12 protein-coding genes are annotated in these 17,898 nt (G+C 58.0%); 7 read left to right on the forward strand and 5 right to left on the reverse strand.

All coding sequences use genetic code 11. The features are described from left to right. Positions 1-11: 11 nt before the first annotated feature. From ACFQMF_RS06155 to ACFQMF_RS06170, 4 genes are read left to right on the forward strand one after another with little or no spacing between them, the layout of a single operon-like run. Positions 12-788 (forward strand): hypothetical protein, encoded by a 777-nt coding sequence (locus tag ACFQMF_RS06155; RefSeq protein ID WP_256408437.1) that lies wholly within the window; start codon positions 12-14, stop codon positions 786-788. Next, positions 785-1,909, forward strand: coding sequence for a hypothetical protein (locus tag ACFQMF_RS06160; protein ID WP_256408436.1), 1,125 nt, complete (start codon positions 785-787; stop codon positions 1,907-1,909). Before ACFQMF_RS06155 ends, ACFQMF_RS06160 begins: the two co-directional genes overlap by 4 nt. Next, on the forward strand, positions 1,906-2,997 hold the full coding sequence (locus ACFQMF_RS06165) for a hypothetical protein (RefSeq protein ID WP_256408435.1): 1,092 nt from the start codon (positions 1,906-1,908) through the stop codon (positions 2,995-2,997). Before ACFQMF_RS06160 ends, ACFQMF_RS06165 begins: the two co-directional genes overlap by 4 nt. Next, entirely contained in the window at positions 2,990-5,017 is a 2,028-nt protein-coding gene (locus ACFQMF_RS06170; RefSeq protein WP_256408434.1) for a VirB4 family type IV secretion system protein, read from the forward strand. Before ACFQMF_RS06165 ends, ACFQMF_RS06170 begins: the two co-directional genes overlap by 8 nt. Before the next feature lie 1,089 nt (positions 5,018-6,106). On the opposite strand, the gene ACFQMF_RS06175 is transcribed toward ACFQMF_RS06170, so the two are convergent. The 3 genes from ACFQMF_RS06175 to ACFQMF_RS06185 all read right to left on the reverse strand — a co-directional run bounded on the left by ACFQMF_RS06175 (position 6,107) and on the right by ACFQMF_RS06185 (position 11,060). Then, positions 6,107-7,666, reverse strand: coding sequence for an alkaline phosphatase family protein (locus ACFQMF_RS06175; RefSeq protein ID WP_256408433.1), 1,560 nt, complete (start codon positions 7,664-7,666; stop codon positions 6,107-6,109). 155 nt (positions 7,667-7,821) lie between these two features. Beyond that, entirely contained in the window at positions 7,822-9,354 is a 1,533-nt protein-coding gene (locus ACFQMF_RS06180) for an alkaline phosphatase family protein (protein ID WP_256408432.1), read from the reverse strand. A gap of 104 nt (positions 9,355-9,458) precedes the next feature. Beyond that, a complete protein-coding gene (locus ACFQMF_RS06185) occupies positions 9,459-11,060 on the reverse strand; it encodes an alkaline phosphatase family protein (RefSeq protein WP_256408431.1) in 1,602 nt (533 codons plus the stop codon). Between the two features lie 305 nt (positions 11,061-11,365). Here ACFQMF_RS06185 and ACFQMF_RS06190 point away from each other — a divergent pair, with 305 nt between their 5' ends. The 3 genes from ACFQMF_RS06190 to ACFQMF_RS06200 all read left to right on the forward strand — a co-directional run bounded on the left by ACFQMF_RS06190 (position 11,366) and on the right by ACFQMF_RS06200 (position 15,377). Next, a complete protein-coding gene (locus tag ACFQMF_RS06190; protein ID WP_256408430.1) occupies positions 11,366-12,400 on the forward strand; it encodes a glycosyltransferase family 4 protein in 1,035 nt (344 codons plus the stop codon). Between the two features lie 24 nt (positions 12,401-12,424). Beyond that, entirely contained in the window at positions 12,425-14,014 is a 1,590-nt protein-coding gene (locus ACFQMF_RS06195) for an alkaline phosphatase family protein (RefSeq protein WP_256408429.1), read from the forward strand. A gap of 61 nt (positions 14,015-14,075) precedes the next feature. Further along, positions 14,076-15,377: a sulfatase gene (locus tag ACFQMF_RS06200; protein WP_379791709.1), complete on the forward strand. Its 1,302-nt coding sequence runs from the start codon at positions 14,076-14,078 to the stop codon at positions 15,375-15,377. 5 nt (positions 15,378-15,382) lie between these two features. On the opposite strand, the gene ACFQMF_RS06205 is transcribed toward ACFQMF_RS06200, so the two are convergent. Continuing rightward, a complete protein-coding gene (locus ACFQMF_RS06205) occupies positions 15,383-16,828 on the reverse strand; it encodes an oligosaccharide flippase family protein (protein WP_256408427.1) in 1,446 nt (481 codons plus the stop codon). Between the two features lie 75 nt (positions 16,829-16,903). Continuing rightward, positions 16,904-17,743 carry a class I SAM-dependent methyltransferase gene (locus tag ACFQMF_RS06210; RefSeq protein ID WP_256408426.1) on the reverse strand — a complete coding sequence of 280 codons (840 nt, stop codon included), beginning with the start codon at positions 17,741-17,743 and terminating at the stop codon, positions 16,904-16,906. Between the last annotated feature and the right edge of the window lie 155 nt (positions 17,744-17,898).

A 17,898-nucleotide genomic window follows, 5' to 3' on the forward strand; every position in this document is an offset into this window, starting at 1 on the left:
CTCGACGCACTGTGCTGACAGCGATCGCAACCGGCAGCGTCCTCACGACCGCCGGCTGTGCTAACAGTCGAACGGATGAGCCCAGATCGGGCGCGCTCTCGACGGTCACCGTTGAAGGAACCGAGCTAGTCGTTGAGTATGAGCCCGGTACGGACGCCACCCAGCTCGCGGTGATTGGGCCGTCGGGTGAGCCGTTTGCCGAACGCGCACTTACTCCGGGCGCCAGCCGCGAGACCGTCCCGATCGGAACTGCGTACTCTCCGGGCACGTACACCGTCCAGCTTGTTGATGACGACCGCGTCACGGCTACCGTCGAACAGGAGCTGCGCCCGGAGATTGTGATTCGAGAGTTGCAGCTGGCACGGAACCATCCAGAGGAGATGTTCGACGGGGCTGGGAATTTCACAATCGCGACTGAAGTAATTGTCACAGTCGAGAATCTTGGGACCGGCCCTGAGGAGCTCACCAAACTCCGATTCGAGGGGGAGGTACCTCGCCCGACCCCAGAGGAGATGGCTGGTAGTGGGATTATGGCAATAAATCGTCCTGTTAGGTATGCAAATCCTGTTATTGGTCCCAGAGAAGTACGTACACTCTATTCGAGAAGTTTCCCGTTTTCACCAAATAGTGATACAGTGGAATGTACTCCGGAAGGAACCAGTGGACAATTTACCGTCGCACTCAGTGGTGATATAGCTGAAGAGGTGGTCGAACAAGAGTACACTGCGTCATATCGAGGAGAAAACCTCTCCAACTGCCAAATTACGGTGGAGAGGGTAGGGACATGAGCGGTATTTCGCTCACAGATGTCGGCTATCAGTGGTTCATTGAGATTACTGAACAGATCACTGAATGGTTCATTGAGGGCACCACAAACGGGTACCGTGATCTAACCGAGGCACTGTTTGGTACACCAGTCCCAGAATCCACCAATAGTCTCCCATTAGGAGCTCCGCAAAATGTACCATGGACGCGTCTCCACGAGGCACTCGTCGCAGGAGAGGTAACGCTTGTCGCATTTTTGATTCTCGTCTTATGTATACAAGCACGAAACACACTGCAAATTTTCAATCTTAGCGATCCGATCCGTGCAAGACAGGTGCGTCGGTCTGCATGGACTGGCGGGATTTTGATTGCGACTTGGTACTGGATCGCCGTAACCACGCTGTACCTCGTGGACGGCTTCGCAATCGCTCTAGTGCCGGATATCGGTGTTGTGGTTGAGCCAATGATCGATTTCCTTGATACCACACTCTCGAACCCCCTGCTTGGGTTATTGCTCACGTTTGTCGGCGCCCTAGCGATGTGGACGCTACAAGCTCTCTTGTTCCTGCGAGAGTTGCTGTTGTACGTCTTCGTGTACGCGATGCCAATCGCACTCGCTGTTGGATACGGTGGACTCCCCGTCATTTCTGGGGCTGCGATGCGAATTGCGGTCAAATTCATCCCGCTCGCGGTAATGCCGCTTCCCGTGGCGCTGCTGTTCCGTGGCTATGATCTGCTTTTCGGCGGCGGGTCAATACCAGTCACGACGAACAACGCCTTCTTCGGGTATCTCGTCGCTGTCTCGCTGCCGGTGCTCAGCGTCTGGATCATCTGGAAGCTGTTCGCGTATACGACGCCGCGACTGGTCCGGACCGTCCGGAGAGCGACCGGTCTCACAGTGACAGCGGGCGCCGTGGCTGGCGCCGCGGCGGTTGCCGGGCCCTGGGCTGGCGCGACGGCCGCCCGGTGGGGTCCGACAGCAGCTATCGGCCAGACGGTCGCGCATCGACTCGGTCGGGATGACGCCAATACTGAGTCGAGTCCCGAATCAACTCCAACGGACACGACACCCACCCCCACGGTGCGTAGCCACGAGGGCGGGATGCCGTCGTACCGCCGCACCGAAAACGAACCCCGCCCATGAGTGACCCCGAGAACCCCGCGACCCGGCGTGTGATGCAGTCGCTTGACGCCGATCGCCGACTCCCGATCATCGGAGTGTACGAACGCGACCTATACGTACTGCTGAGCTTTCCCATTGCGGGACTGGTAGGCGGGGCGGCAGTCGGCGTAGAGCCGCTCGTGTTCCCGCTGGTGTGTGTCGGGCTGGCAGTCGGGGTGGCCGTCGTGTACGCGGCACCGCGCCAGCTCCCGGCGAGCACGTGGCTGCGTGATCTCGGCCGGTTCTACTTACGCCGCCCGCGGGTGACCCTCCACGACGCGGTGGCGGCGGCGTCAACGCCTGATCCGGAAGCTGACACCACGGTGCCGCGGCCGTTTGTCGTTGATGAGCACACCCAGGAGCTGACCGCGCTCAAACGAGCGTGGCCCGGGCATGGCGCAATCGAGCGGACGGACGGAACGATGGAGGCGTTCGTTGAGGTCACCCCGGGCAACATGGATTTCGCGATGGCTGACGACTGGGCCACACACCAGGCGGTGGGCGAGGCGTTCGCCGATCAAGAGCTCACCTTTCGACTGACGCTGTATACGACGACCGACCCGTATCCGGCCGCAACGCTCGTTGACCAACTCGATGAACGGCTCGCCGATCCGCAGGTGACCACTACTGAGTCGCTGCGTGCGCTCATCGCTGCCTACCGCGACCAGCGACCGGCTGAGCTCGACGAAACCCAACAGGTGCGCTACTTTTTGCGTGTCGCGGTGGCCCCATTTGAGGTGTATGAGCGCCACCCCGAGGAGCGGACGCCGGCTGAGCGGCTCACGACGCTGCCGGTCGTCGGGGTGTTGGCGACGCCGTTCGTAACGCGCCGGGATCGGCTCACCGACGCGGAGCTGCGCGGCGCACAACTCACGAAGCTCCGCGAGCGGCTCCGGACCGTCGAGACGGAGTTCGTCGGCAAAAACAGTGACTGGACGGCCCGCCGGCTCTCGACGGCCGAAATCGTGGGCCTGGCGACGCAGTTTTGGACCGGGACCGACGTCCAGGAGCCGCCCGTAGCCGACCGGGCGGGCGTCGATCGGCAAGCACGAGGTGAGACGGATGAGTGACGCGCTGCTCTCGTTAGGTGGGGGCCTTGAGTCGGTGACGCCGGCGAAGCTCGTTATGGGGCTCATGGCGGGTAGTGGGATCCTCGTGATCGGGCTGCTGCTCGGCATCTGGTTGCAGTCCCAGCAGCCCGACCGCGATCCAGAGGTGGACCTGTCTGCGTACGTCGAGCCCCCGGAGTCGGCACCGCAGTCGCAGCCGGAAGTGGCCACACCGCGCGAGCGCCAGCAAGACGCGGTCGCCCCGGCCGCGGTCACGTGGAAGAACCGATGTGCCCGGATCGATGACGAGTGGGTGTGTACCCTCTATATCGCTGACTGGCCGGATTATCCGAGTGACGGCTATCTCAGCGAGCTGTTCACGCTGACCGATGTCCGGTTTCACGTCACCGCCCACCTCAGACCCCGCGATCAGGAGCGGGCGCTCGACCAGCTGCAGGCGGCCGCCGACGACCTGAAGGTGGATGCCGATCTTGAGTCGAGCGTTCGAAGCACGTATCTTCAGGACCGTGCGAACGAGGCGGCTGCGATGTATCGCGCCGTCGAGGCGGGCGCCCGTGTGTTCTCACAGGCGCTGCTCGTGACCGTCCGGGCCGACGATCGTGACACGCTAGACTCAGACGTGCGCCGCGTGAAGCAGACGCTTCGCGAGCAGCCGGCCGAACTCGCGCCGAAATCCGCAATCTGTGCCCAGGATCGAGCGCTGCGTGAGGCCGCACCGCTTGGTGGGACGGCCCTCGACCGCACGACGACCTGCATCAGCGGCGCCGTAGGCGCGTTGCTGGCGTCGCCACACCGGCCCACCCTGTTGGAGCCGGATGGCGTCGAGCTGGGGGTCCACAGGCATACTGATACCCCAGTCGTGGTCGACCCTTTCGCTCGTGAAAACGGGTACGCCACGTTCACGGTTGGGGATCCGGGGTCGGGGAAGAGTTTCAGCGCCAAACAGCGGTTCATCCGGTCGGTGGCGCACCACGACGACCGGATCGGCGTCATCTTGGAACCGCTCAACGATTGGGCTGGCGTGGCCAAGGCGCTGGATGCCCAGCGGATCACGGTTGGTGGCACTCTCGGAATCAATCCCTTAGAGATCACGCCGATGCCTGCCCACGTCCGCGAGCAGCTGGGCGCCGACGCGAGCCCGTTCACCGAAAAGAAAGAGCGGGTGTTGAGCTTTCTCGCGAACTTCTTTGCGCACCGCGGGATCACGCTCGGTGACCGACGAACCACCTTAGAGGTCGCCGTCGAGACGGCGTACCAGAATGCCGGAATTACGGAGGATATCACGACCCACGACCGGGCAAGTCCAACGCTCCGTGATGTAATCGATGTGTTAGAGGCGATCGCTGACGAGCCTGAGGGGTATACGCTACGGACTGAGGCGGAAGCCGAGAAACTGCAGGCCGACGCCACGTGGCTCATCGATCAGCTCCGACCATTCGGCCCAGATGGACAGTTCGCACATTTGGGACGCGCAAGTGAGGTCGACTTTCAGGAGACGGATCTCATCTATCTCGACCTCGCGCAACAGGAGGGGCGCGTGGGTGGCCGAACCAGCCTGGTGATGCAGCTGCTCATCTCGCTGGTGTACGAGCGCGCGAAACAAACCGCCAAGGAGGTCGTGTTTGTGATCGACGAGGCGCGATACGTGTTGCGTGATGCTGAGAACCTCGCCTTCCTGGAGACAATCTTCCGGCACCACCGCCACCACGATCTGTCGATTCAGCTGGTCACCCAGACAATCGACGAGTTCTTCGAGCGGCCGGAAGCCGAGATGATCCTCGATCAGTGTGCGATTAAGCAGTTTCATCGATTGGACGGGATGGACGATGAGTGGGCCGAAGAGTTCGGATTGAATCACGCTGAAAAGCGGTTCGTCCAAGAGGCAGTGCCGGGCAACGAGGAACTTGGGTATTCGGAAGCACTCGTGGGAGTGGATGGGGAGTGGCGCGGGATCGAGGTGCGGGCGTTGGAAGCCGAAACTAGAGTGATAGAAGGAAATAATCAGAAAGACAATATCTAACAAAGAAGAGTCATTGTCCCTAGTTGCCAGTGCTCAAATATGGATTAAAAATAAGACAGTGAGTTTTTAGAGTGACATATATCTGAAAATAATTGTCTCAATCGCTGCTATGACAAGACCAAATTAGAGCCTGTTGAGCGAGAAGGATACCACGGCCGTAAATTGAGCTCGGTATTCAGATTTATTTTGTCTGGTTATTGATTCCGAATACTGTTTTGTTCTTTAAATTATCGGCGGTGATCGAGTTTGATCTACCGTTCATAACTAATCTACAAATCCGTCTACAGCTGGAGACCGGCTGAAACTTGGATCATGTTGCGGTTTACAAAATTAAGATTCAATTGATAGAATGACAATATTAAACGTACGCTATCTTCGGCCTTGGCTCAAGCGATCCACACCATACAAAGCTTGAATCGAAAAGAACGAACGTGATCACGGAGCAGTTTTCGCGGAGGTTCGCAGAAAACACGATGTGGGCAACGCGATTGTTCTTATTGATACTACAATTCCATTTCACCGAGCTTGTGGAAAACATAATCTCGATCTCAGATACGAGTGACACGGACACCGGAACAGCACCAAAGGTGTCTTTCGTGAGGTAAAACGCAGAATGACTGATTACTCAAACTGTCTCAGCAACGCCAAAGCAGAAACCGCTAATGAATGATTGAAATTGTTCGCCTTCGCATGAAGCTAACTCATCTGAACAATATGTTTAATCTAGGCCATAGAACTAACAAGTTGATAGCCTGATCATATGTAGAGCGAGTGGCAAACGGGCGGAACGCTCGACATCAATGAGCCAATCACAGACGTGCCTTTGACAGATCCGGTATTTATACAGGCTGTTGATCAATCATCAGGTATTGTATACCAAATAGATAGTCACGGAACTTTCTAGGACAGTGGCCACAGAGCTTATTTATAGACATTATTGCTTGTTTGTCAGTAGACGGAGATTCAGTAGTTGGTTTAATTACGTCCGATAAACCTCAACTATTTTCAAAGAAAACAGACTGTGGGTTCTGCCCGGTACCCACTGTCAAGTGCTGTCTCGCCTGTTATCGTTTATGCTCAGGATTCCCGTTATTCAAGATAGCCCAATTCCCGAAGTCGGTCCTTTACCTCGTCCTCCTGCTCGCCGTTATCTGTAACACTACTGGCATTTGGCGTTTCGCCTCTCTGGACGAAGTTGTATGTTTCTGGGTCACGCTCCGCCGGATCTGTCCCACTTTGGAATAGGTCGAGTACACTTCCGCTCATCGATTCTGGTAATCTGTACCCGAGAGCATGAAGCACCGTGGGAGCGATATCGACAATGTTCGCTTCAACCTTGACTCCAGTCTTCTGGAATACTGGCCCTCTTGCGAATAATATTCCCTCCCGTGCGTGACCGCTCGTATCTACATCGAACAGTGGTTTGCTCACGTCGAAACGCGATGAAGCGTGAACTTCGGGTGTTTCAATAACCATGGTTAAATCTGGCGTGTGAGGCCCACCGCGTTCCAACCGCTCGAATCGGACTGTCAAGCCGGAGTTATCGACAGCAGTCTGCAGAGTCTTCTCGACCCGGTCCACTATCTGTCTGATATCGGATGGGTCGTTTGAGAGAACATAGATCATCGTCGTTTTTTGTCCCACATCGGCAATCGCAGATGTCTGGTCCCAGTCGATCCGTTCGAGACTAATTGCGTTGTCCAACCCAAGACTGTCTCCGGTAGGGATATTTGTCAGTAATCTCTCGGGAACGACTCTCCGAGCCAACGTTAGAAACCCGATTCTTGTGAGTGCGTCGCTCGCAGAGTCGCGCACCGACCCTATCGTTGCCTTCGTCGTGTTTCCGGAGTCCATTAACGAGACCAGCCCCTCGCGTTCAAGCACGTAATTCGGTGCGAATTTCGTCCTTACTTTTTCGAAGCCATGGTCGCTCATCACCAGAATGTTCTCACCGTCGTGGGCGTCGAGGAATTCCCCAAGACGGTGGTCGACTTCCTCGTATACCTCGAATATCTCACTGTCTTTGGAGGGGAGGCTATCGGGACCCCAGTAGTGGTGAGCGACCCTGTCGGTCGCGCGGATCAGTCCGACCGCAAGGTCTGGATTTTCCCGCTCGATCAGGTGCTCGAACGCGTCGAAGCGCTTGTTTATCAGATCGAGACTAAGTTCCACATACTCGCGAGATCCGGGCTCCTCATCGTTTCGAAGTTTGTAATCGCCGACGAGGTCTTGGAGTTCTTCCCAGCGCTCCGGAGGGTGTGCGTATTCGTCCTTGTACTCGGGGGCTGCGGCGATGATCGACCCGTCAATCTCTCGCCACGGATACGACCCGGGAATGTTGAACACCACTGATCTCCCTCCCTGATCGTCGACAATATCCCACATCTTCCCGGGAACGAACTCGTCGTGACTCAGGTCGTTTTTGCGTGTGTCCCGGTTGAAATGCGTAAATCCGTACATATCCAAGTCGGGTGGGTCTCGACCCGTGGCGAAGGTCGGCCATGCTGGGACCGTGACCTCGGGTACGGTACTCTCCAGTTCATCGTTCGTGCTGTCGTCGAAGAGACGCGTGAAGTTGGGAAGGTGCCCAGCTTCCGCCCACGGTCTTATGAGCGAAAATGTCGCTCCGTCGAGTCCGAGGACAATCATAGCTCAACTCACGCGAAGACCGGACAAAAGCTATTTGATCCCACAACAGCGGGAATCAGACGATTTCGACGCGGAACTGTGACCGCACGCTCTGAGTCGTAGCGATTTCGTTAATGACCCGCTTTCCGGATCGCGTTTACCGGAACAGGGTCTGTCTATTCGAGATATCCTAGGTCCTCAAGCCGTTCCTGAACGGCCTCGTCCCGCGCCCCTTGATCGGAATCGGTCCGGATTTGGGGATGTGGGATCGTATCCGAGTCGCGATATTCCACAGAGTATTCGTCGGCAGTTGCCGCTTCGATTACCTTTCCGTCGAACTCAGGAGAAAGTGGCATCCCCAAGACAGCCATTATCGTAGGCAACACGTCGACGATCGATGGCGTTTCGACAGTCGTTTTCTCGGCGAATAGCGGCCCCATCGCGGCGAAAAGACCGTTATATCGATGGTTGAAGTTATTGGTGTGACTGGCGTATCCTCCCGTTGGGGACTTCAACAGCGTTGGATAACATCCCGGGGCGGGGCGTGCGATGACGTCTGGTGCCCGTTTATCTGGATCGCTGTACGCTTCCTCCGCGAGAAGGACATCTCGGAAGAGCGGGCTTCCGTCGTCATCCGTGAGATCGGCTAGTTCCGTTTGTAACTGGCGACGGAGGGCGTCCGGGTCGTCTACGGCCGGATGGTCGAACCGCTTGTCGTTGATGAACACGCAACCGTATCGGAGTTGCCACGCTTTCGAATTGCGGTAATCGATGTTCGGTTCCGCCGCTTCCTGAAGCGTCTGTCCAACGTCGGTTGCGATGATATAGTTGTACAGCTGACGGATTTTTTCGTACAGTACGGACGACCGCTTCCCGATGGCCTTCGCGGTCTGAACCGCGATGTTTGCGGCCGACACAGAGCTTTCGCTCTCTCGGAGATACCCCCGTTGATGCAGGAAGTCGTTAATGTGTATGTTCGTGTGCTTTCGTTCGAACCCGTGATCGCTCATGAGTACCACGTTATCGGCCCGCTCCGCGAGGTCTTGCGCACAAGTATCGACGACCGATAACAGTTGTCGGTAGTACCGGCCCCTGGTCTCATCGTCGGAGAAATTCGATAAGAGGTGGCCCGCCCAGTCCGGTGTTGAGAACAGCACGAATCCGAGACGCGGGTCGTATTCATCAAACGCCTCTGCCGCAAAGTCCCGACGCGCACGAGTGATATCACAGACGTGGTCGAAGTACGTCTGCGGATTCTTTTTTAGAGACTTGTCATGATCGAGGATATAGTCCTCGAATGCGTCCAGCTGCTGAAGGTGACTCGGGACTGCGTCCTCCTCGTCTTCGGCGAGCATCGCGGAAACGAGGTGTGTGTCTTCCGCCGCAGGAACTCGACCGGCAGACGCTGGGAGGTTAACGAACAGCGCGTCGTCTATCAGATCGTACGCGGCGGCATCGGTCGTGTTCGTTCGTAGCGGACTCGTTTCGTAGTCCGACGCCTGCTGTATCATATTCGTAAGCCCGTGTGATCCGGGGTCTTTTCCGGTAGCAAAAGAGGTCCACGCAGGGAGCGTTGTCGGGGTGTCGACACTCATAAGATCTCCTGAGGCGCCGTTTTCAAGTACACGGTTAATATACTCCGGCTCAATATCGAACCGATCCAACATGTTCGTCGAGAGACCGTCGAGACCGATAACCAGGAGTTCCATTATCGGTAGTCGTCGAATATACACAATCAATTTGTCGATACTGTAGTTACCTGATCGGTGGACTGGTGATCTCCGCCTCCTAAGTGCTCCCGGTTCGGGTCGGATTACTCGAGATACCCCAAATCCGCCAGACGATCGGCCACATCCTCGTCTTCGGTGGCTGTGTGCGGTTCCGACTTGTATTTGGGATAGGTTTGGACTTCGGGAGCGTTCACCGGTGGGAGTGCCTCTCCGTCCATCAGCGTCGCAGGTGCGACGTTGAGCGTCGCAAGGACCGTAGGCGCTACGTCAAACAGGTGGGCGGCGTTTAGATCCGCTTCGGGATCGATATTGTCACCCGCGAGCGCCACGATACCGTAGCGTTTGTGATTCCAAGGTTCGGGTTCATCGAACCGCTTCCCGACGAGTGCGGACAGTTCGTGCTGGAAGTCGGAAGGAACGACCACCACGTCGACGGCTTCGTCCGCATGAGGGCCATGAATGTGCTTTTCACGAGGGACGACCTCCTCAAACACCGGATCGCCCTCCGGTGTCGTCACGCCAGACAGCAATTCGATGAGTTCGTCGCGAACGGCGTCGTATTCGTCTGGCGGTACGACCCCTTCGGGGTCACGTCCCTTGACGTTCAACCGGACACCGAGCTCCGATGGAGACCGGACGTACGCGTGCGACGACGGGAAATCGACCGAATCGCTCGCCGCGAACACGGCACCGACTGGGACGTGTCTGCCGATGAAATCCGCGAGCCCGAGCCGTTCGAGGACCGCTTTTCCCCGTTGATACGTCAGTCCGAACTCGGCGGCGAGCGCAGCGAGTCGCTCCAATGACGGACGTCCGGTCGTTTCCGTCTCGTCCCGAGTCAGCCGTTCATCTTTGATCTGGAACCACGACGGAACCCCCTGACCGTCAGTCGTCGTCTCGACCGCACCGTGTTCGTGAAGGAACTGATTCACGCGAACCTCATAGCCGTCGTACTCACCCATCCCGTGATCGCTCGCGACGACGACCGTTCGGGGGTCACAGCGCCCGAGAATCTCGCCGACTTGCTCGTCGACCGCGCGGTATATCTGTCGGACTTTCTCTTGATCTCCGGGGTAGTCGTGGAACACCGCATCGGTCTTCTGGAACTGTACGAAACCGAACTCCGGATCGAACCGGTCCGACAGGTATCGGAACGCCTCTCCGCGCATCCGCGTGAGTTCGAGGTAGTCTTCGAACCGCTCCTCTCCTCCGTGCTCGTCGGTTTCCCTGCGTGCGTATACGCGATAATCCCCGACCACGTCCCGAACGTCGTCGAGAACGCCCTCAGGATGACATTCCGGATCTTCCGAGGATAGGTACCCCGGAACAATTGCACCGTCGATATCCGAGGGCGGACCCGTCACCGGAGCGTTCACTACGACACTCGTGAGGCCCGCCTCATCGACGTACTCCCAGAGCGTCCGCTGTCGGACGTCGGTCGCGTTTACGATGTCCCAATCGTACCCGTCGAATCGCAGGAAATCGAAGACGCCGTGTTTACCGGGGTTGACACCCGTGTACAGTGACGGCCACGCACTCGCCGTCCAAGGCGGAATCTGAGACTCCAGCGGCCCCGCCGTCCCGTCCTCAAACACCGATCGGAGATTCGGGAGCTCATCCTCCTCGAACATCGGTCGAAGGACGGGGAAGCAGGCCGCATCGAGTCCAAGCAAGAGAGTCTGCATGCGTCTACCGAGCGGACCACGTCTCTTAAAGTTGATTTTCGTCGATTCGTCCGCCCGACGCGCGGCGATGTCGCGAATGCGGACCGGCCGTCGCTCGATTCGCCGGATCGAATTTGAGAATTGAAGCCGCTACGTTATCACGTGTCCGAGGCCCTGACGAGACGGCAAGAAGCCGTCATCGAGTCGGAAGCCGACGCGATCAGCAATCGTCGCCGGCCGGTTTGTCTTGTGGGACCGGCCTTACGTTTCCGGCACGGAGATGACATTCCATCTCATTTAACCATCCGGCCGTCGGCAGTTCGCGTATGGATCCCGACGCCGCTCGCGTGGCGATGCTCCACCAAGACCCCCATCCCGCCCACCGGGGGTTCGCAGAGGCGGTCGGCGCAGAACTTGTTGATTACCACCGCCTGAACGTCGGTCCGCTCGGTGGAACCATCGCCGAGGACGCGCTTAACGGCCTGTCCTATCCAGATTACGACGTGTACCTCGTCGAGGGATCCCGGCCGCTGTACGCCGCCCTCGCGCGGCGATTTACACGCGGCGGAAAAGTGATTTACCTAGCAGCTGACCACGGGCTATACGAACTCGGCAGCCAAGACTTCGAGGGAGGATCGGGAACCAAGTCGCTTATCGGCCGATTCGGCCGCCCGGCCGTCAGAACGGTCGGTCGGCGAGGAATCGACGGCGTGATCGCCGTCTCGGAGTTCGTCGCGGACTTCACCCGTCCGTTCGTCGGTCCGGGAACGCCGATCCGGATCGCCCATCCGTTCGTCCAACCCGACACGTACGAGTCGTTAGGAGCGGTGGATCCGGATATCGGGTCGGATGTCGTCGTCACCATCGCTCGTCCGTGGGAGTACAAGGGCGTCGATATGCTGGTCGATGCGTGGCCGGCCGTCAGGTCTGAGTATCCCGAGGCGGAGTTGCGTGTCGTCGGGAGGGGACACCCCGATGCGTACGAAGACACGCCGGGAGTCCGCGTCGAGGGATACATCGAGGATCTCGCCGACGCGTTCGCACCCGCGTCGCTGTTCGTTCAACCCTCTCGGGTCGACGCGTTCCCCGTGAGCACGCTCGAAGCAATGCGCGCCGGTGTCCCACCACTGGTCACGGACAGGGCTGGAACCCGATCGGAGGCCGGTGCCATCGACGAGACGCTCGTCGTGAACCCGAGTCCACAGGGGCTAGCTCACGGGGTTCAGACGTACTTGGCCCGGGACATAACCGAACGCGAGCAACTCGCGGGGAGAGCGCGCAAACGAGGTGCCAAATTCGATCCCGACACCCGAACGGCGGCCTTTCGGGAGGCGTTTCGCGAGATACTCAAAGCACTTTAGCCGAGGGGTATCGATAGGCTATCCATGACAGTTTACGTTGTCGGCCTCGACGGGGCCGACTGGTCTCTCCTGCGGCCGTGGATCGAAGGGGGAAATCTCCCCGCGTTCGCTCGCGTACTCGACGAAGGCATCGCGGGGGACCTCGAAAGTACTCTTCCCCCCGTTACGTTTCCCGCTTGGAAATGCTACTCGACCGGAAAGACGCCGGGAAAACTTGGGGTCTACGAGTGGTACGCGTACGATCGGCAGACGAACGAAATCTCGGCTAACGATGCCAGTGACTTCCGTTCACGGGAGTACTGGGACGTGCTGGCTGACCGCGGAGACCGCGTCGGGGTGATCAACATGCCCACGACACACCCGGCCGATGCCCGCGCCGGGGGTGACGAGATCGAAAACACACGGAATTCGAGCGACGACGGCGAGGTGTTCGTCGTCGCGGGGAGTCCGGCAAACGAGCGGAAACGTTTCACGAGTCCAGAGTCGCTCAAGAGCGATCTCCTGAGCGCCGTCCCGGGGTATCGAGTCAAACCAGACCTAGTGTTGGACGAAGCGACAGCTGACGAACTGGTAGCGGAGGCGACGACGCTGTTCGAACAACGCTTCGACGCCGCGACTTGGCTCGCCGAGGAGAAGGACTGCGATCTCGTACACACGACTCTGTTTGCGACGGACACGCTCCAGCATCGTCTCTGGGACCAACCGGAGGCGTTGCTGTCGGCTTACGAGCGGATCGACGAACTGCTCGGGGAGTTGCTCGACCGCGAGAACACCGAAGCCGTCATCCTGATGAGCGATCACGGATTCCGTGAGATCGACGAGGTGTTTCTCGTCAATCAGTGGCTGATCGAACGGGGTGACCTCGCGATCGAAGCGTCAGAGACGCGAGACCTACTGGCGTCTGTCGGGCTCACGGAGGAGCGACTCAAACGGCTCGTCGATACGCTCGGACTCGCGAACCTCGCGCAGTCGATCGTGCCGGAATCGATTCAGCGAGCATTTCCGAGTGAGAGCGGGCGGGTAGCTGTTCAGAACGCCGAGATTGACTGGACGCGAACGAAGGCCGTCTCGCTCGGTAGGGGCCCGATATACATCAATTACGAGGCCTTCGGAGACGATGAGGTGGGGGACCGCTACGCCGCGGAGTTGGCCGACGACCTGCGAACCGCGGAGACGCCTGTCGGAGACCCTGTCGTCACAGCGGTCCACGACCCCGCCAAATTTTACACGGGCGAGCGTCAGCATGCTCCCGACCTGCTCGTCGAGTACGCACCTGGCGTCGACGCTCCTGAGTCAATCGGTGGCACCGTGCTCGGCGAGACGACCGAGTGGCTCGCGACCCACCGTCGAACGGGCGTGTTCGCGGCCGTCGGCCGAGGTATCGCGGACGGGGACGCGGACCTCGACCTCTACGACCTCGCGCCGACGCTGTTACATTACTTGGGCGCGCCGGTTCCCGAAGATGTCGACGGCGACGTGCGATTCGACGTGCTCGTCGGCGAGCCCGCTCAACGAGATGTCGAAAGAGGAGCGCCGACGGCCGTGGGAACGGGCGGACGCGGTGCCGGTCGCGAAGTGGAGGAGACGCTGCGGGAACTGGGGTACATGGAGTAATATCGTGGGGGTTACTGCGATGAATCCGCTGAAGCGTTTCCCTCGCGTAAACAACGCCTGGGTGGACCTCAAACACCGAGTCGGACACCGGCTTCGGCGCCGCGATCGGGCGGTCGAATTCGAGGCGACCGCGACAGACCCTCGAAACGTGCTCGTGGTCGTCGTGGACTGCCTGCGCGCCGATCACGTGAGCGGATTCGGCCACGATCGAGCGACCACACCGACCCTCGACGGTTTCGACGCCGGCGCGTTCTCGAACGCGAAGGCGGCGAGCACGTGGACGTTCCCCTCGGTGTCGTCGCTGCTCTCGGGACGATACCCGCACCAGCACGGTGCGCGGTTCGATTCGGATCCACGAAACCTCTCTGCGGAAGAGTTCCCGCAACGCATGCGTCGCGATGTCGCTACAGTACCGGACCTGTTGGGGGCTGTCGGCTACGACACCGGCATGCTGACGGCGATTCCGATGGCCGAAAAGGCCGTCGGCGACCGGTTCGAAGACGTGTCAGTTCGGTACACCCCCGCAACCGAGCGGGTCGCGGCCGCCCGTGAATGGATTGCGGACAGGGACCGGTGGTTCTGCTATCTTCACCTCGGGGACCCGCACGTTCCCTTGGACATCCCGGACGAACACCGCACGACGTTCGACGTGCCGGAGATAGACGGTATCGACGACTGGCGGTTCAGAGAGACGACCGACGGTGAGGGGTTCGACGCGTACCGCGACGCCAAGCTCCGCGCGTACGACGCCGCTGTCAGGGGCACCGACGACGCCTTGCGCGAACTGCTCGCCACCCTTGACGACGACACCGTGGTCGCAATCTGTGGCGATCACGGCGAGGCCTTCTGGGACCATCCGCAGCTCGAACGGCGATTGAACGACGACCCCCGCGGCTACTACGCGACCGACCACGGTCACAGCGTATTCGAAGAACTCGCGCGAGTTCCTCTTTGGATACGCGCTCCCAACGTTGATCGTACAGCGTCTGATCTTCCCGTTTCGTTGGTTGATGTCGCACCAACGGTGTTCTCAGCGCTTGGGATAGACCCTCCCGAAGCTATCGCCGGACGTCCCTTGTCTGAACCGTCGAACGGTCGGACGCTCCTGTGCGAGGAGATCGCTTACGGATACAACCAGCGAGCGGCGTGGCTAGATGGCCAGAAAGCGATCACCGTACCGGAGACCGATGACACGCTGGCGTTCAAACTTGATACGTACCTGGAGGAAGAACCACTCAACGCCGTTCCCCGTGATCTAGAGGACGTGCTCGCGTCCTTCGGAACGGGGGTCGAAGGAGCGGGTCAGATGGACCTCGATGGAGACACCCGCGACCGGTTGGAAGAACTGGGGTATCTGGAGTAGATTCGTTACGAGCCGAGACCTGAGTCGCGATACAGCGACCAGATCGTGACCCTGAAGTTTGCACTGATAGCGAACAGTATGCCCATGTAGACGGCGCCGCCGACCCCGACGAGCAGTGCTGTGTTGAACCAGGATGCCCCCGTCACGAACCGAGAACTCGATTCGACGACGAGGAACATTACCGCCCCGGCCGCGAACTGTTCCATCAGGGGTCGAGGAACGAGCCTCACGTCCCCAAACTGTTTGTTAACGAGATACGCCAAGAGGACGTAGCGACTCACCTCCGCCAATACCGTCGCGAGCACCACGCCGATCGGTCCGATTTCGTACACGAGCGCAAACCCGAGGACGACGTTAAATACAAGCGCGAACGCGTCTATCTTCATTACGACGCTCGGGCGATCGATACCCTTGAGCGTCCCGCTGAAGATGAGCCGCTGCGTCTCGAAGAGACGATAGAGAGCGATCCCAACCAGCAGGATCCCGCCGTCTCGATACTCCCCACCGAATGCGGTGACGATCAACTGTTCGGGGATCGCCAACGAGCCAAAGAAGATGGGAATCGCCAGAAGACTGCTGTAGGCGATGACGTTCTGGACGTCTTCTGACACCTCCTCTCCCCGCGAGGAGAGGTTCGAGACCTTCGGAAGCAGCCCCGAGACAACCACGGTACCGATGAACAACGCAGGTACCGTCAGCTTGAATGCCGCCTGATATTCGCCGACGACGGCAGTAGTAAGTACGGCACCGAGGAGCAGACTGTCGAACTCGTTATACGCCTTTCCGAAGAAGCCCGACGGGATACTGTACTTCGCGAACTGCCACAGCGACCGTAGTGTCTTTGTTGACGGGAAAGCCGGAACCACGCCGACGAACAGCCACGCGGTGGCCCCGGTCAGGAGGGTCGCGGCGGCGAGTCCGTATCCCATACCGGCGGCGCCGAAGCCGGCCAGCACGAACCCGATCTGAAGGGGAAACGTCAGGAGCGACCGCAGCGTGTCGTTCCACGTCTGTCTGGAGGGCATGCCGATGGCGGCAATCAGGCGCTGATTCGGGACGAACAGGGCCGACGACGCGAACAACACGAAGAACACGAAAGCGGCGTTCGGCACGTTCGTGAACGACTCGAACCATCCCCTCAGCAGTGTCATGACTGCCGCGATCAGTACGACGGCGGCTGCGTTGACCAGCAGCGTCGCACCGAACAGTTCGCCACGGGGCGCGTCGGACTCAGAAAACCGCTTGTTGAGCGCGTCGCTGACCCCGTGAAGCGGTCGATCAACTAGGTACAAAATGGACAACAAAAAGTAGAAGCCGCCGAACGATGTCGGTCCGAGTACCCGGGCGAAGACGACCGTGCCGAGGAAGCCAACCACCGCTTGGAGAAACTTTCCGATCGACCCCTTGAACGACTCCCACCCGAGGTTGATGTTCGCGGCCTCATCACCCATAACACAGTCTAATTGATGATACGCTTGGTTCTTGGCTTTTCCGTCAGAGAATACAACTCTTATACAGAATAGTGATTAATCGATCTTCCGCATGTAACCAACGTTTTCTGATAATTTCCCACGATCAACATTTCTGACGTGAGTGAATATGTCAAAGGCTTCATTCCAAGTAATATCATCCGAGAGTACTATGCCTTCTTGATTCAACCATTCACAAGCTAATTCATATTCGAACATCATACACGGGTGTGAATGTTCGGAATCATGTATGAAAACGTCAAAATTATCAACTCTAGTTACCAATTTAGGAAGCTCTTTCTGACTCTTCCCGATGATTAGTTCCCAATGATCTCTCAGTTCCCCGGGAATAATCCAACTAGGTTCTTTATCACTTGGTATCGCTGCTCCTCCATAGCTCTCAAAAGTGTCGTCTCTGAATTCTTCTAACGACTCATCGGCCCTGTACGGGTAATCAATTGAATGTAATTGTCCGTATTCGTTTTTGTTGATGGCTAATAATACAGAAAGAGTCGATAGACCGTTACAAACACCTGTTTCAATCACAGTCTCTGGCTGTATTTTTCTTGTTATACAATAGTAATCCCGAGCAGTATCTAAACTGATTCCTCCCATACTAGAATCACCTCCAGTAAGCAGCTGGTACTTGTCCAACGCCTCATCTCGAATTTTGGCAACTGGGCCTTCCTCAAACTCCCTTACATACTTTTGATACTCCGACTGAGAATCAAATGTTGTCTCTACAAATCCGTTATGTAATTGCTTATTTGTTCTCCTTTTTGGATGTGCGATTTTATATCCCGTGTTAAAAAAGGCAGCAATTCGATGATAAACCGATCTTATACCTTTATATATGCTGTCAGGGATATGATCGTGTATCGCTGGTTCGGTCCTCATTTAACGGGGATATATAAACTCCCCCTACTTGAGTATTGTAGTCTGTCGTTGATAACATTGTGTTAATTAGTATCTGCTGTCTATTCGGGTTTATTGGCCGTGTTGAATCGCTGTAAGGCGTTGGAATTCACTGTTTGACGAGGCGTTTGATGTTA

The organism is Halorubrum rutilum, from assembly GCF_042665015.1.
Lineage (GTDB): Archaea > Halobacteriota > Halobacteria > Halobacteriales > Haloferacaceae > Halorubrum > Halorubrum rutilum.

What these genes read in the sequence shown, in the direction of transcription:
- ACFQMF_RS06180 (WP_256408432.1), bottom strand. Translation starts at nt 9,354, where the DNA reads ATGGAACTCCTGGTTATCGGTCTCGACGGTCTCTCGACGAACATGTTG.
- ACFQMF_RS06165 (WP_256408435.1), top strand. Translation starts at nt 1,906, where the DNA reads ATGAGTGACCCCGAGAACCCCGCGACCCGGCGTGTGATGCAGTCGCTT.
- ACFQMF_RS06185 (WP_256408431.1), bottom strand. Translation starts at nt 11,060, where the DNA reads ATGCAGACTCTCTTGCTTGGACTCGATGCGGCCTGCTTCCCCGTCCTT.
- ACFQMF_RS06175 (WP_256408433.1), bottom strand. Translation starts at nt 7,666, where the DNA reads ATGATTGTCCTCGGACTCGACGGAGCGACATTTTCGCTCATAAGACCG.
- ACFQMF_RS06160 (WP_256408436.1), top strand. Translation starts at nt 785, where the DNA reads ATGAGCGGTATTTCGCTCACAGATGTCGGCTATCAGTGGTTCATTGAG.
- ACFQMF_RS06205 (WP_256408427.1), bottom strand. Translation starts at nt 16,828, where the DNA reads ATGGGTGATGAGGCCGCGAACATCAACCTCGGGTGGGAGTCGTTCAAG.
- ACFQMF_RS06195 (WP_256408429.1), top strand. Translation starts at nt 12,425, where the DNA reads ATGACAGTTTACGTTGTCGGCCTCGACGGGGCCGACTGGTCTCTCCTG.
- ACFQMF_RS06190 (WP_256408430.1), top strand. Translation starts at nt 11,366, where the DNA reads ATGGATCCCGACGCCGCTCGCGTGGCGATGCTCCACCAAGACCCCCAT.
- ACFQMF_RS06210 (WP_256408426.1), bottom strand. Translation starts at nt 17,743, where the DNA reads ATGAGGACCGAACCAGCGATACACGATCATATCCCTGACAGCATATAT.
- ACFQMF_RS06170 (WP_256408434.1), top strand. Translation starts at nt 2,990, where the DNA reads ATGAGTGACGCGCTGCTCTCGTTAGGTGGGGGCCTTGAGTCGGTGACG.